The following is a 14,515-nucleotide window of genomic DNA, read 5'->3' as shown; positions in this document are numbered from 1 at the left end:
GGAGACGAAGGTTGAGTCATCGCACAGAGCGAGGCCGAGACCGACTCTTCACCAGGGGACACGAGATGTACGAGTACGAGATCCACCAGACCCGTTCCGCCGACCTGATCCGCCGGGCCGAGAACCACCGCCTGGTGCGGGAGGCCCTCCGCGGCCGCCGCGCCGCCCGCCGCGCCGCCGCGCAGGAGTCGGCACTCCACGAAGCCGGAGGGCGGTCCCATACCGACCGCCCCCGCGGGCACCGGTTCGCCCGGGCCGCGTGAGCGTCCGGGCGGGAGGGGGCGGCCGTACGGGGGTCGGCCGCCCTCACGGGGAGAACGCCGTCGTCCCGGCAGCCGGCCAGGCTGCCGGGACGACGGCCGTTCCCGCCGCTGCCGGCGGCGTGCCGGACACCGTCCGCGAGAGGCGTCCCGCGGGCACGCCACCGATAACCGGTGCCGCTCTGTCGGACCCCTGTGCGATGCTCGGCGCTGTGGAAACCAGGTCTGTCAGCCCGGTGTTCATCGGTCGAGCCGACGAACTGGACGCGCTGCACGATGCGCTCGCCCGCGCCGCCGCGGGCGAGCCCCAGGCGTTGCTGCTCGGCGGCGAGGCCGGTGTCGGCAAGACCCGCCTCCTCGAGGAGTTCGCCACCGCGGCCGGCGCCGAGGGAGCCGTCGTCGCAGTCGGCGGCTGCGTCGAGATCGGCGCCGACGGACTGCCCTTCGCCCCCTTCTCCAGCGCGCTGCGCGCCCTGCGCCGCGAGCTTCCCGGCGAACTCGCCGCGGCGGCCGCCGGACAGGAGGAGGAACTGGCCAGGCTCCTGCCGGAACTCGGCGAGGCCACCCGCGGACGGGGACACGACGAGAACGGCATGGCCCGCCTCTTCGAGCTCACCGCCCGCCTTCTGGAGCGCGTCGCCGCCGACCGCACGGTCGTCCTCGCCCTGGAGGACCTGCACTGGGCCGACGCCTCCACCCGGCACCTCCTCGCCTACCTCTTCCGCACCCTGCGCAGCGGCCGCCTCGTCGTCGTCGCCACCTACCGCGCCGACGACATCCACCGGCGTCACCCCCTGCGTCCCCTGCTCGCCGAGCTCGACCGGCTCCGCACGGTCCGCCGGATCGAACTGGGCCGCTTCAGCCGCGCCGAGGTCGGCCGCCAGATCGCCGGGATCCTCGCCCACGAACCCGACCCCGCCCAGGTCGACCAGATCTTCGAACGCTCCGACGGGAACGCCTTCTTCGTCGAGGAACTCGCCGTCGCCTCCCCCGAGGACTGCTGCGCCGGTCTCACCGACTCGCTCCGCGACCTCCTGCTCGTCCGCGTCGAAGGGCTCCCCGAGGACGCCCAGCGGGTCGCCCGGATCGTCGCCGAGGGCGGCTCCACCGTCGAGCACCCGCTCCTCGCCGCCGTGGCCCGGCTCGCCGAGGACGACCTGATCGAAGCGCTGCGCGCGGCCGTCGGCGCCAACATCCTGCTGCCCGCGCCCGGTGGCGACGGCTACCGCTTCCGTCACTCCCTGGTCCGCGAGGCCGTCAGCGACGACCTGCTGCCCGGCGAGCGCTCGCGCCTCAACCGCCGGTACGCCGAAGCCCTGGAGGCCCGCCCGGAGCTCGTACCGGCCGACCAGCGCGCCACCCGGCTGGCGAGCTACTGGTACCACGCCCATGACGCCGCCAAGGCCCTGCCGGCCGTCCTCCACGCCTCGGTCGAGGCCCGCCGCCGGCACGCCCCCTCGGAGCAACTGCGGCTCCTGGAGCGGGCGATGGAGCTGTGGGACGTCGCCCCCGACGCCGTACGGGCCGGACTGCGTCCCGTCGACTACACCGAGGTGTACCCTCCCTGCGGCTGCGACCCGGCCACCACGCCCCTGCGCTATCTCGACCTGATGGCCGAGGCCGCCGTCGCGGGGCGGCTGTGCGGGGAGCGCGAGCGCGCCATGAAGATCACCAAGCGGGCGCTGCGCCTCCTCGAGGACGAGCAGGACCCGCTGCGCGCGGCCTGGTTCTGGGTCCAGCGCTCCCGTCTCGTCCAGGGCCAGGCCCGCGGCGACGGCTGGAAGGAACTCGCCACCGCGCAGGAGCTGGTACGGGGTCTGCCGCCCTCGGAGGTGCACGCCGAGGTCCTCGCCATGGTCGCCGGCTGGTCCATGCTGCACGAACCGGGACCCGACGCGCTCTCCGACGCCCAGCGCGCCGTCGAGTACGCGCGCATGGTCGGCGCCGACGACATCGAGCTGAACGCCCGGCTCACCCTCGGCGGCCTGATGGTCGACGCCGGTGACGTCGAGGCCGGTCTCGCCGAGATGTACGAGGTCAGGGACCGGGTCGTCGAGCGCGGCGTCACCCATGTCGTGGGCCGCAGCCATGTGAACCTGCCGTCCGTCCTGGAGGGCGTCGGCCGCTCCGAGGAGTCGGTCGCCATCCTCCGCGAAGGGATACAACTCACCCAGCGGATGGGCCTGCTGGACTCCGAGGCCTGGGTGTGGACCAACCTCTCCGAGTCGCTCTACTCGCTCGGCCGCTGGGACGAGGCGACGGAGGCCGCGACGAACGCGCACACCACCGGCCAGAGCGCCAAGCCCCGCGGCGGCGGATCCACCCGGCTCGCCCACATCGCCCTCGCCCGGGGCGACATGGCCGGGGCCGCCCGCCACCTGGCCGCCGCCCGCGGCTTCTACGGCACCCACGACCCGATGCCCCAGAACTCCCTGCCCCTGCTGCGCATCACCATCGGCGTCGCCGCCTGCGAGGGCCGTCTCCTGGACGCCCGCACCGCGCTGCACGAGGCCCTGGACGCCGGTTTCCCGCCCGGCACCCAGCGCTACGGCTGGCCGCTGCTGCTGGCCGGCACCACGGCCGAGGCCGACGCCCGCGGCCTGCCCCAGGCGGCACCGGGCCGCGCTGAGGTCCTCGACCGCATCCGCGGGGCCGCCCGGTCCCTCGCCACCGGGGCACCCATCTGGCAGGCGTACGAGCAGTGGGTGCGCGCGGAACTGCGCCGCGCCGAAGGAGCGTCGGACCCGCATGCCTGGTCCGACGTCGTCACCGCTGTAGAACCCCTGGCGCGCCCCTACGACCTGGCCCGCGTCCGGCACCGGCTCGCCGAGGCGCTGCTCGCCTCCGGCGCGGGCGACGACGAACGGGCCCGTGCCACGGAGCTGTTGCGGCTGGCCCGGGCGGCCGCCCTCCATCTCGGCGCCCGTCCCCTCGCCGACTCCGTCGCCGTGCTCGCCCGGCGCGCCCGTCTCACGCTCACCCACGCCCCCGCCGGGACCCCCCGGGCGGCCGCCGACCCCGTCGAAGCACTCGGCCTGACCAGCCGCGAGCGCGACGTGCTGCGCCTGGTCGCCGTGGGCCGCAGCAACCGCCAGATCGCCGAGCGGCTGTTCATCTCGCCCAAGACGGCCAGCGTCCACGTCTCCAACATCCTCGCCAAGCTCGGTGTCTCCGGCCGCGGCGAGGCGGCGGCGCTGGCGCACCGGCTGCGGCTCTTCCCCCCGGAGACACCGGCCACCCACGCGGTGGGACAGGGGCCTACGCTGTAAGGATCCGGGCCGAGGGAGGCGCCGTGTTCAACATGTTCGAGGAGCTGTTCGCACCGGGCCGCAAGCACACCAACGACGAACGCAAGCGGCTGGAGCTGACCCGTGTCGACCTGAACGACGGCGACCCGGGGCGCGGGCCCATAGACCTGTCCTCGGGCAAGGTGGTCGTCCGCGCGCAGCAGACACCGGAGCGGGACGCGACCGCGGAAGGACCCTCCCCCGAGGAGGCGGTCTCGGCCTCCCCCGAGGACGCCGCCTCGGCCGCCACGAAGGACGACGGGGTCGCCGGCGCCGACCCGGCGCACGAGCGGCCCGGCGCCGGCTGACGCCTTCGCCTACTTCACCTCCAGCTCCAGGATCCTGTCGTCCCCGGCGCCGGGGGACCCGCGGCCGTCCGTCTCGCTCGTCACCAGCCACAGCCTGTCGCCGCCCGCGGAGACCACCGTGCGCAGCCGGCCGTACTCGCCCTTGAGGAACGCCTGCGGCTTCGCCGAGGCCTTGACGCCCGCCAGGGGGATCCGCCACAGGCACCGGCCGCGCAGGCCCGCCATCCAGACCGAGCCCTCCGCCAGGGCGATGCCGCTGGGGGAGGCCTCGTCCGTGTGCCACTGGGCGACCGGGTTCTTGAACCTGCCGTCGTCGCTGCGGCCCTCGGCGCCGGGCCAGCCGTCGTTGTCACCGGGACCGATGTGGTTCAGCTCGTCCCAGGTGTCCTGGCCGAACTCGGACGCCCACAGACGCTGCTTGTCGTCCCAGGCGAGGCCCTGGACGTTGCGATGGCCGTACGAGTAGACGACGGAGCCGTCGAAGGGGTTGCCCGGGGCCGGCTCGCCCTCCGGCGTCATCCTCAGGATCTTGCCGGCCGGTGACTTCCTGTCCTGGGCCAGGCCCTTGTCGCCGGTCTCGCCCGTGCCCGCGTACAGCATCCTGTCCGGGCCGAACGCGATCCGCCCGCCGTTGTGGATGAACCCCTTGGGGATGCCTCTGAAGACCGTGTCCGGCGCGCCCAGCTGCTCGCCCGCCGGCTTCCTGTCCTCGTACAGCATGCGGGCGATGCGGTTGTCCGACGCGGTGGTGAAGTACGCGTAGACCATGTGGTCCGAGGCGTACTCGGGGGACAGGGCGAGGCCCAGGAGTCCGCCCTCGCCCTCCGCAGCCACTCCCGGCACCCGGCCCAGCTCCGTCTTCCTGCCCGTTCTCGCGTCGACCCGGGTGACCGTGCCCTCGTCGCGGGAGGAGACGAGCAGGTCGCCGCCCGGCAGCGGGGCCAGGCCCCAGGGGGTCTTCAGACCCTCGGTGACCGTGCGCACCACCTCGACCGAGCCCTTCGCGGGCGGGGTGTCCTGCGGGGGCTTCCCGGAGGACGAGGTCCCGTGGCTCGTCCTGCCCGGTGACGCGCTCGCGGTGGCGTCCGGCCCTCCTCCGTCGCCGGAGGAACAGCCGGCCGTCAGCAGGAGCGCGGCCATGGCCAACACGGCCGTCACAGCTCGACGTTGCACGATCAAGGTCCCTTCGAAGCGGCGGTCCTACTGTTCATACACCGCTCGCGGCCCACAGGTTCCCGATCACCCGCGGCCGATGCCGGGGAACTCCGGTCAGTCCCAGGATCCCTGTGCCGCCGGCAGGCGCGCCACCCGGGCCAGATCCTCTGCCGTCAGCCGCAGTTCCCCCGCGCCCGCGTTCTCCGTCACCCACCGCTCCCGCTTGGCGCCGGGCACCGGCACCACGTGCGGGCCCTGCGCCAGGACCCAGGCCAGGGCCACCTGCGCGGGGGTCACCCCGGCGCCGTACCGTTCGGCGATCCGGCGCAGTCCGACGACGATCGGCTGGTTGGCGGCCATCATCTCGGCCGTGAAGCGGGGGTGCCGGGCGCGCAGGTCGTCCCGTTCGAAGCCCTCGCCGGGTGTCAGCGTCCCGGTCAGGAACCCGTTGCCGAGCGGCATCGCGGCGAGGAAACCCACCCCGCGTGCCGCGCACCACGGCAGCAGCGCGTCCAGCGCCTCCGGCGACCACACCGACAGCTCGGCCTGCACCGCGCTCACCGGGAACACCTGCTGCACCCGCTCCAGCTGCCGGATCGTCCCGTCGTGCAGCCGGGCACCCGCCCGGCGGCGGGAGCGCGCGCCCACCGCACACAGCCCCAGCGCGCGCACCTTCCCCGCCGCCACCAGCTCCGCCATCGCGCCCCAGGTCTCCTCGACCGGTATCTCCGGGTCCGCGCGGTGCAGCTGGTAGAGATCGATCACGTCCGTCTGCAGCCGGCGCAGCGAGGCGTCGCAGGCCCGTTTCACGTAGCCGGGACGGCCGTTGGCCACGATGTGCTGCTCGCCCACCAGCAGCCCGACCTTGGTCGACACGAACGCCTCGGCGCGCCGCTCCCTCAACACCCGCCCCACCAGCAGCTCGTTGGTGAACGGGCCGTACATGTCGGCGGTGTCCAGCAGCGACGAGCCCACGTCGAGAGCCCGGTGCACGGTCCGCAGCGACTCCTCACCCCGCTGCCGCGAACCGCTGTACGCCCAGCTCATCGGCATGCACCCCAGGCCCACGGCCCCCACATCGAGCGTCGCCGCACCGATCGTCCTGCGCTCCACGTGGCCGAACCCTCCCTCTCCTGGCACCCCAAACTAACCAATGGGCGGGCACGGCCTTCGCATAGCCTCCTGACCATGACTTCCGATGTGTGGCTTCCGTTCGGCGCGGACGAGATCGAGGGCCTCCCCGCGGGCCTCGACTACCGCTTCTGGAACGGCGACCAGGACTTTCCCGCGGACCCCGCCGCATGCGCCTTCTACGTGGTGCCGTACATGAAGGGCGCCGAGGTCTCCGTGCGCCCGCTGCCCCAAATGACGTCCGTGCAGGCCGTCCAGACCCTGTCCGCGGGCATCGACCACGTCGAGCCGGGCCTCGCGCACCTGCGCCCGGGCGTGCGGTTGTGCAACGCGCGCGGAGTGCACGAGGCCAGCACCGGCGAACTCGCCCTGACGCTCGTCCTTGCCTCGCTGCGCGGCATCCCCGACTTCGTCCGGGGACAGGACAGGGAGGAGTGGCGCTCCGGCTTCCGTCCGGCGCTGGCCGACAAGTCCGTCCTCATCGTGGGTTACGGGTCGATCGGCGCCGCGATCGAGGACCGGCTCGCGCCCTTCGAACTCGCGCGGGTCGTACGCGTCGCGCGCTCCGCCCGCACCACGGAGCGCGGCCCGGTGCACCCGCTCACCGATCTGCCCGCCCTGCTGCCCGACGCCGACGTCGTCATCCTGTCCACTCCGCTCGACGACAGCACCCGTGGCCTGGCCGGCGCGGACTTCCTCGCCCGCATGAAGGACGGCGCCCTCCTCGTCAACGTCGCCCGCGGCCCCGTCGTGGACACCAAGGCCCTGCTCGCCGAACTGGAGGCGGGGCGGATCACCGCGGCCCTCGACGTGACGGACCCCGAACCGCTGCCGCCGGGGCACCCGTTGTGGCACGCGCCGGGTGTGCTCGTCAGCCCGCACGTAGGCGGGCCCACGTCCGCGTTCCTGCCGCGCGCCAAGCGGCTCCTGGTCGCACAGCTGAACCGCTTCGCGCGCGGGGAGCCGCTGGTGAACGTCGTCCGCACGACGGGCGCTTGAACGGCGTACCGTTCACTCCCCGTCCGCTTCGGGCACCCTCCGGAGTCCCCCGGACGCGGTGCGTACCGGCATTCCCGCTGGTAGTTACAGAGCGTAGAGGAACTATGTCCCTGAGTGACGAGACTGGTGTATCGTCCCGACAGGGGCTGCGCCGCGGACCGTTCGGCGCCGGGGATGAGCGTTCAGGACTGCGAGGGGGGCGACGGGCGATGCACGGCCTATGGACCACCGATCCGACGCGGCGGGGCCGCCGACGGCGACCCCGGCTCGCGATGACGCGCAGGCGAGGACCCGGCCGCGGCGGTCACCACCAGCACCGCAGGCCCAGCGGCCGCAGGAGGCACACACATCCCGCGCACCGGGACCGGCGGGACCCGGGAGCGGCACGGACCGGGTGGGCGCGGTGAGTTCCCCGCCGCCGCCCGCCGCGTTCGACGGGCCGCTGCGCACGCCGCGGCTCCTCGGGGCGCTGCTGACCCGCGGTCCCGCGCCGGGCGGCGGGGCGAGCCTGCGGGCGCAGCTCGCCCTGGCCCTGGTGTGCGCCGCGTACGCCGTCGGTTCCGCGTTCGGCTGGGGTTCCCCCCATGCCGCCCTCGTCATGGGCGACTTCGGGCTGAGCGCCGCCGCGGGGACCGCCGCGGTCTCCTGCTTCCTGTACGCCCGCAGGCGCCGCATCCGCTTCCGGCCGGCCTGGCTGCTGTTCTCGCTGTCCTCCGTGATGGCCGCGCTGGGCAATCTGGTCTGGGGGTGGTACGAGGTCGTGCTCGGGATCGCCGTGCCCAGCCCGAGCTACGCGGACCTGTTCTTCCTGTGCTTCGCGCCGCCGGCCATCGTGGGTCTGCTCGTGCTGGCCAAGAGGCCGGTGACCAAGGCCGGCTGGGTCTGCCTGGCCCTGGACGCGTGGCTGATCGGCGGCTCGCTGCTCACCCTGTCGTGGAGTCTGGCGCTCGCGCAGGCGGCCAGGACGGGCGGGCCGAGCGTCCCGCACACCGCGCTCTCCCTCGCGTACCCGCTCCTGGACATCGCCCTGGTCAGCATGGTGCTCGCGCTGCACTTCCGGCGGTCGGCGGTGAACCGGTCCGCGGTGAACACCGCCATCGGCGCGCTCGCCCTCACGGTGATGTGCGACGCCCTGTTCACCTCGCCCCTGCTGCACAACGGCTACCGCTCGGGACAGCTCCTGGACGCGGGCTGGTTCGCCGGTTCCCTGCTGCTCGCCTACGCCCCCTGGGCCGGCGGCGGCCCCGGGCACCCGGACGTCGAGGGGTACACGCGCGTGGTCCACGAGCACGTCCCCGGGCAGCGTCCCGGCGGTCCCGTCCACGGACCGCGACAGGGCCCTCTCCCCGCGCCGGGACACGCTCCGCCGCCGGGACACGCTCCGCGGCAGGCATCCGCTCCGGGACACGCTCCGCTCCCGGGATCCGTGCCGGGCGGCGACCGGGGACGGTATCCGGCCACCCGGCCCATCACCGGTTCGCTGGCCGCGCTCACGCCCTATCTGGCCGCCGCGGTCTGCACCCTGGGCATTCTCTACAACGTGCTGAACGGCCACAGCGTCGACCGCGTCGTGCTGATCACCGGCGGCACGGTCGTCCTCGCCCTCGTGGTGCGCCAGGGCATCATGCTCCTCGACAACATCACGCTCACCCAGGAACTGGCCCAGAAGGAGAACCACTTCCGCTCCCTGGTCCAGGGCTCCAGCGATGTCATCATGATCGCCGCGCCCAACGGCATCCTGCGGTACGTGAGTCCGGCCGCCGCCGGGGTCTACGGCCGGCCCGCCGAGGAGCTCGTCGGCTCCGAGCTGGCCGCCCTGATCCACCCCGAGGACCTCGGGTGCGTACTGCACGAGGTGCGCCGTTTCCTGGCCGCCGGCCACAGCGAGGAACCCACCGCCCGGATCGAGTGCCGCTTCAAGTCGGGTGACGGCGGCTGGCTCAACGTGGAGTCCACCGTCAACCGCCACCACGGCGGCCTCATCTTCAACAGCCGTGACGTGACCGAAAGGGTGCGGCTCCAGGCGCAGTTGCAGCACAACGCCGAGCACGACCCGCTCACCGACCTGCCCAACCGCGCCCTGTTCACCCGGCGCGTGCAGCAGGCGCTGTCCGGCCGCCGCTCCTCCGACCGCGGCACCGCCGTCCTCTTCATCGACCTCGACGGCTTCAAGGCGGTGAACGACACCATCGGGCACCAGGCGGGCGACGAGCTCCTCGTCCAGGCCGCCCGCAGGCTCCAGGACTCCGTACGGCAGGGCGACACGGCCGCCCGCCTCGGCGGCGACGAGTTCGCGGCCCTCATCGTCGGTGACGGCGCCCGCGACCGCACCGCGCGCGAGCGCCACATCATGGAGCTCGCCGACCGGCTCAGGATCACCCTGTCCCAGCCGTACGCCATCGACGGCAACGATGTCCGGGTCGCCGCCTCCATCGGCGTCGCCTTCGCCGAACCGGGCCTCGGCGCGGGCGAGCTGCTGCGCAACGCGGACCTCGCCATGTACCGGGCCAAGGGCGCGGGCAAGGGCCGCGTCGAGCTGTACGCACCCCAGATGCAGCAGGACGTCGTCCGCAAGGCGGAACTGGCGACACGGCTGCGGGCCGCCCTGCACGACGGCGAGTTCGCGCTGCTCCACCAGCCGGTGGTCTCCCTGGAGACCGGCCGGATCACCTCGGTCGCCGCCCAGGCGCGCTGGCGCTCCTCCCAGGGCGTCTTCTTCACCCCGGCCGAGTTCCTGCGCGTGGCCGAGGACAGCGACCGCACCTCCGAGCTCGGCCGCTGGGTGCTGGAGCAGGCCGTCCAGCACGCCGCCGAGCGCGCCGCCACCGGCCTGTCCGTGCCCGTCGCCGTCCGGATGGGCGCCCGCAGGCTGCTGGACCGCTCGATGCCGCTCGGCTCCGTCGAGGCGCTGCTCACCCGGCACGGCCTCGCCTCGGGCGGCCTGGTCGTCGAGCTGTCCGACATGGACCCCCGGGTCTCCCTGGACGAGCTGGAGCGCCGCCTGAACGCCTTGCGGCGCATGGGCGTCCGGATCGCCCTGGACGGCTTCGGCAGCGGCTACGCGGCCATCACCGCCCTGCGCCGGCTCCCCGTCGACGTACTGAAACTCGACCGCGGCCTGATCGAGGGGGTCGTCGAGTCCGCGCGGCTGCACAAGATCACCAGCGGGCTGCTGCGCATCGCCACCGACCTCGGGCTGCAGTCCGTGGCCGACGGGGTGGATCTGCCCGAGCAGGTCATCGCCCTGCGCGCGATGGGCTGCACGCACGGACAGGGGATGGCCTTCTCCGGGCCCCTCGACGAGTACCGGCTGCGCCGCGCGCTGTCCCGCGGCCACTGTCCGGTGCCGCACGGCCCGGTGGAGCCCGCGTTCGCCGGCAAGGGCGCCGCGATGTTCGGCGGCGGCCTCCCCGTCGGCTTCGGGGGCGGCACCGTGCTGCGTTCACATAATGAGACTCCCGTCCCACCCACTTGACAGCCGGTGCGTGCCGGAGGGAGGGTCAATGCCATGCGCACCCGAATTCTCGTACTTGGAAAGCGCGTCGGCTGAAGCTGGGGCACACCGGAGGACGATCCGGAAACACCCAGCGACCGCACCCGGCGCGCTCCCCTCGCTTGCCTCACGGCACGAGGGGTTTTTTGTTGCACAGGCACCTGTCGTACACCGTACAAACCTCGCAAAAACCCTCAGCATCGAGAAGAGAATGCCGATGACCGACCAGGCCACCGGGGCCCACCATCCGCAGCCGCGGCCCCGTTCCGGAGGACATCAGTCCGCCCCCGAGCGCGTCACGGGTGCGCAGTCCCTCATCCGTTCTCTGGAGGAGGTCGGGGCCGACACGGTATTCGGCATTCCCGGCGGTGCGATCCTTCCGGCCTACGACCCCCTGATGGACTCGACGCGCGTGCGGCACGTGCTCGTCCGTCACGAGCAGGGTGCCGGTCACGCGGCCACCGGCTACGCGCAGGCCACCGGCAGGGTCGGCGTCTGCATGGCGACGTCCGGACCGGGCGCCACCAACCTGGTCACGCCGATCGCCGACGCCCACATGGACTCCGTGCCGATGGTCGCCATCACCGGCCAGGTCGCCTCCAAGGCGATCGGCACGGACGCCTTCCAGGAGGCCGACATCGTCGGCATCACGATGCCGATCACCAAGCACAACTTCCTGGTGACCAAGGCCGAGGACATCCCGCGGACGATCGCGGAGGCGTTCCACATCGCCTCCACCGGCCGCCCCGGTCCCGTCCTCGTCGACATCGCCAAGGACGCCCTCCAGGCACAGACCACCTTCAGCTGGCCGCCCACCCAGGACCTGCCCGGCTACCGCCCGGTGACCAAGCCGCACGCCAAGCAGATCCGCGAGGCCGCCAAGCTGATCACCGCCGCGAAGCGGCCGGTCCTGTACGTCGGCGGCGGCGTCCTGAAGGCACGGGCCACCGCCGAGCTGAAGGTCCTCGCCGAACTCACCGGAGCGCCCGTCACCACCACCCTGATGGCGCTCGGCGCATTCCCCGACAGCCACCCGCTGCACGTGGGGATGCCGGGCATGCACGGTGCGGTCACCGCCGTCACCGCGCTGCAGAAGGCCGACCTGATCGTCGCCCTCGGAGCCCGCTTCGACGACCGCGTCACCGGCAAGCTGGACAGCTTCGCCCCGTTCGCCAAGATCGTCCACGCCGACATCGACCCGGCCGAGATCGGCAAGAACCGCGCCGCCGACGTGCCGATCGTCGGTGACGCCCGCGAGGTCATCGCCGACCTGGTCCAGGCCGTCCAGAAGGAGCACAGCGACGGCCACCAGGGCGACTACACCGCCTGGTGGAAGGACCTCAACCGCTGGCGCGAGACGTACCCGCTGGGCTACGAGCAGCCCGACAACGGCTCGCTGTCGCCGCAGCAGGTGATCGAGCGCATCGGCCAACTCGCCCCCGAGGGAACGGTCTTCGCGGCGGGCGTCGGCCAGCACCAGATGTGGGCCGCGCACTACATCCGGTACGAGCGGCCCGCGACCTGGCTGAACTCGGGCGGCGCCGGGACGATGGGCTACGCGGTCCCGGCCGCGATGGGCGCCAAGGCCGGCGTCCCGGACCGGACGGTCTGGGCGATCGACGGCGACGGCTGCTTCCAGATGACCAACCAGGAACTCACCACCTGCGCCCTGAACAACATCCCGATCAAGGTCGCCATCATCAACAACGGTGCCCTCGGGATGGTCCGCCAGTGGCAGACCCTCTTCTACAACCAGCGGTACTCCAACACCGTGCTGCACTCCGGCCCCGGGGCGAGCGGCAAGGAGCCCAGCGCCGGCACCCGCGTCCCCGACTTCGTGAAGCTGTCGGAGGCCATGGGCTGCTACGCCATCCGCTGCGAGTCCCCGGCCGACCTCGACAAGGTCATCGAGGAGGCGAACTCGGTCAACGACCGCCCGGTCGTCGTGGACTTCATCGTCCACGAGGACGCGATGGTGTGGCCGATGGTCGCCGCCGGCACCTCGAACGACGAGATCATGGCCGCCCGGGACGTCCGCCCCGACTTCGGCGACAACGAAGACGACTGAGAGCCGTAGGAAAAGGAACGAGACCCATGTCCAAGCACACGCTCTCCGTCCTGGTCGAGAACAAGCCGGGTGTCCTCGCCCGGATCACCGCCCTGTTCTCGCGTCGCGGCTTCAACATCGACTCGCTCGCGGTCGGTGTCACCGAGCACCCCGACATCTCCCGCATCACGATCGTGGTGAGCGTCGCCGACCTGCCGCTGGAGCAGGTGACCAAGCAGCTCAACAAGCTCGTCAACGTCCTGAAGATCGTCGAACTGGAGCCGGGTTCCGCCGTTCAGCGGGAACTCGTTCTGGTGAAGGTGCGCGCCGACAACGAGACGCGCTCCCAGATCACCGAGATCGTCCAGCTGTTCCGCGCCAAGACCGTCGACGTCTCCCCGGAGGCCGTCACCATCGAGGCCACCGGCGGCAGCGACAAGCTGGAGGCCATGCTCAAGATGCTGGAGCCGTTCGGCATCAAGGAGCTCGTCCAGTCGGGCACGATCGCCATCGGCCGCGGCGCCCGCTCGATCACCGACCGGTCGCTGCGCGCCCTCGACCGGTCCGCCTGACCGCCGGCGCCGGGGACGGCCCGTCCCCGGCTCCGGTACGACCGGAAACGGACGGTTCGCAGCCGCCGACCGCCCGTATTCCGAGACCCGAAGACTTCCCCTCCCTCGCCCGCCGTACGGTGGGACGCAACACCAGCACACCAAGGAGATCCCCAGTGGCCGAGCTGTTCTACGACGACGATGCCGACCTGTCCATCATCCAGGGCCGCAAGGTCGCGGTCATCGGTTACGGCAGCCAGGGCCACGCCCACGCGCTGTCGCTCCGTGACTCGGGTGTCGACGTCCGCGTCGGTCTGCACGAGGGCTCCAAGTCCAAGGCCAAGGCCGAGGAGCAGGGCCTGCGCGTGGTGACGCCGTCGGAGGCGGCGGCCGAGGCCGACGTCATCATGATCCTGGTCCCGGACCCGATCCAGGCCCAGGTCTACGAGGAGTCCATCAAGGACAACCTGAACGACGGCGACGCGCTGTTCTTCGGCCACGGCCTGAACGTCCGCTTCGGCTTCATCAAGCCCCCGGCCGGCATCGACGTGTGCATGGTCGCCCCGAAGGGCCCGGGCCACCTGGTGCGTCGTCAGTACGAGGAGGGCCGCGGCGTTCCCTGCATCGCGGCCGTCGAGCAGGACGCCACCGGCGACGCGTTCGCGCTGGCGCTCTCGTACGCCAAGGGCATCGGCGGCACCCGCGCCGGCGTCATCAAGACGACGTTCACCGAGGAGACCGAGACCGACCTGTTCGGTGAGCAGGCCGTTCTCTGCGGTGGTACGGCCGCGCTGGTCAAGGCGGGCTTCGAGACGCTGACCGAGGCCGGCTACCAGCCGGAGATCGCGTACTTCGAGTGCCTCCACGAGCTGAAGCTCATCGTCGACCTGATGTACGAGGGCGGCCTGGAGAAGATGCGCTGGTCGGTCTCCGAGACCGCCGAGTGGGGCGACTACATCACCGGCCCGCGGATCATCACCGACGCCACCAAGGCGGAGATGAAGAAGGTCCTCACGGAGATCCAGGACGGCACGTTCGCCCAGCAGTGGATGGACGAGTACCACGGCGGCCTGAAGAAGTACAACGAGTACAAGACCCAGGACGAGAACCACCTCCTGGAGACCACCGGCAAGGAGCTGCGCAAGCTCATGAGCTGGGTCAACGACGACGAGGCGTGAGCCCCGCGGGGGGGGGGGGGGGGGGGGGGGGGGGGGGGGGGGGGGGGGGGGGGGGGGGGGGGGAAAGGAGGAGGAAGCGGAGGAGAGTGAATGGGGAGACGCCGGG

General features: G+C 72.5%; 10 protein-coding genes. 8 read left to right on the top strand and 2 right to left on the bottom strand.

The features are described 5' to 3' along the window. Positions 1-65: 65 nt before the first annotated feature. The 3 genes from AC069T_RS09810 (at position 66) to AC069T_RS09800 (ending at position 3,855) form a co-directional block, all read left to right on the top strand. Positions 66-263, top strand: a complete 198-nt coding sequence (locus AC069T_RS09810) for a hypothetical protein (protein WP_478782222.1) — start codon at positions 66-68, stop codon at positions 261-263. A gap of 197 nt (positions 264-460) precedes the next feature. Then, complete coding sequence (locus tag AC069T_RS09805; RefSeq protein WP_478782221.1) at positions 461-3,529, top strand: helix-turn-helix transcriptional regulator; 3,069 nt, start codon at positions 461-463, stop codon at positions 3,527-3,529. Positions 3,530-3,561: 32 nt separating this feature from the next. Next, the gene (locus AC069T_RS09800; RefSeq protein ID WP_478782278.1) at positions 3,562-3,855 is read left to right on the top strand and encodes a DUF6191 domain-containing protein; all 294 of its coding nucleotides are present in this window, start codon (positions 3,562-3,564) and stop codon (positions 3,853-3,855) included. Between the two features lie 9 nt (positions 3,856-3,864). On the opposite strand, the gene AC069T_RS09795 is transcribed toward AC069T_RS09800, so the two are convergent. Further along, positions 3,865-4,995 (bottom strand): PQQ-dependent sugar dehydrogenase, encoded by a 1,131-nt coding sequence (locus AC069T_RS09795; RefSeq protein WP_478782277.1) that lies wholly within the window; start codon positions 4,993-4,995, stop codon positions 3,865-3,867. Between the two features lie 129 nt (positions 4,996-5,124). Then, positions 5,125-6,123, bottom strand: coding sequence for an aldo/keto reductase (locus AC069T_RS09790; protein WP_478782220.1), 999 nt, complete (start codon positions 6,121-6,123; stop codon positions 5,125-5,127). 75 nt (positions 6,124-6,198) lie between these two features. On the opposite strand from AC069T_RS09790, the gene AC069T_RS09785 reads away from it, so the two are divergent. The 5 genes from AC069T_RS09785 (at position 6,199) to ilvC (ending at position 14,409) form a co-directional block, all read left to right on the top strand. Then, a complete protein-coding gene (locus AC069T_RS09785) occupies positions 6,199-7,140 on the top strand; it encodes a 2-hydroxyacid dehydrogenase (protein WP_478782219.1) in 942 nt (313 codons plus the stop codon). Between the two features lie 403 nt (positions 7,141-7,543). After that, on the top strand, positions 7,544-10,615 hold the full coding sequence (locus tag AC069T_RS09780; protein ID WP_478782218.1) for an EAL domain-containing protein: 3,072 nt from the start codon (positions 7,544-7,546) through the stop codon (positions 10,613-10,615). A 229-nt stretch (positions 10,616-10,844) separates the two neighbouring features. Then, positions 10,845-12,701, top strand: a complete 1,857-nt coding sequence (locus tag AC069T_RS09775; RefSeq protein ID WP_478782217.1) for an acetolactate synthase large subunit — start codon at positions 10,845-10,847, stop codon at positions 12,699-12,701. A 26-nt stretch (positions 12,702-12,727) separates the two neighbouring features. Beyond that, positions 12,728-13,252 (top strand): acetolactate synthase small subunit, encoded by a 525-nt coding sequence (gene ilvN / locus AC069T_RS09770; protein WP_478782216.1) that lies wholly within the window; start codon positions 12,728-12,730, stop codon positions 13,250-13,252. 155 nt (positions 13,253-13,407) lie between these two features. Beyond that, a complete protein-coding gene (gene ilvC, locus AC069T_RS09765; RefSeq protein WP_358855745.1) occupies positions 13,408-14,409 on the top strand; it encodes a ketol-acid reductoisomerase in 1,002 nt (333 codons plus the stop codon). The last annotated feature ends 106 nt before the right edge of the window (positions 14,410-14,515 follow it).

Source organism: Streptomyces sp. NPDC043867 (assembly GCF_056435845.1).
The sequence above is the reverse complement of the archived record's forward strand: the minus strand, read 5'-3'. Positions and strand labels throughout refer to the sequence as shown.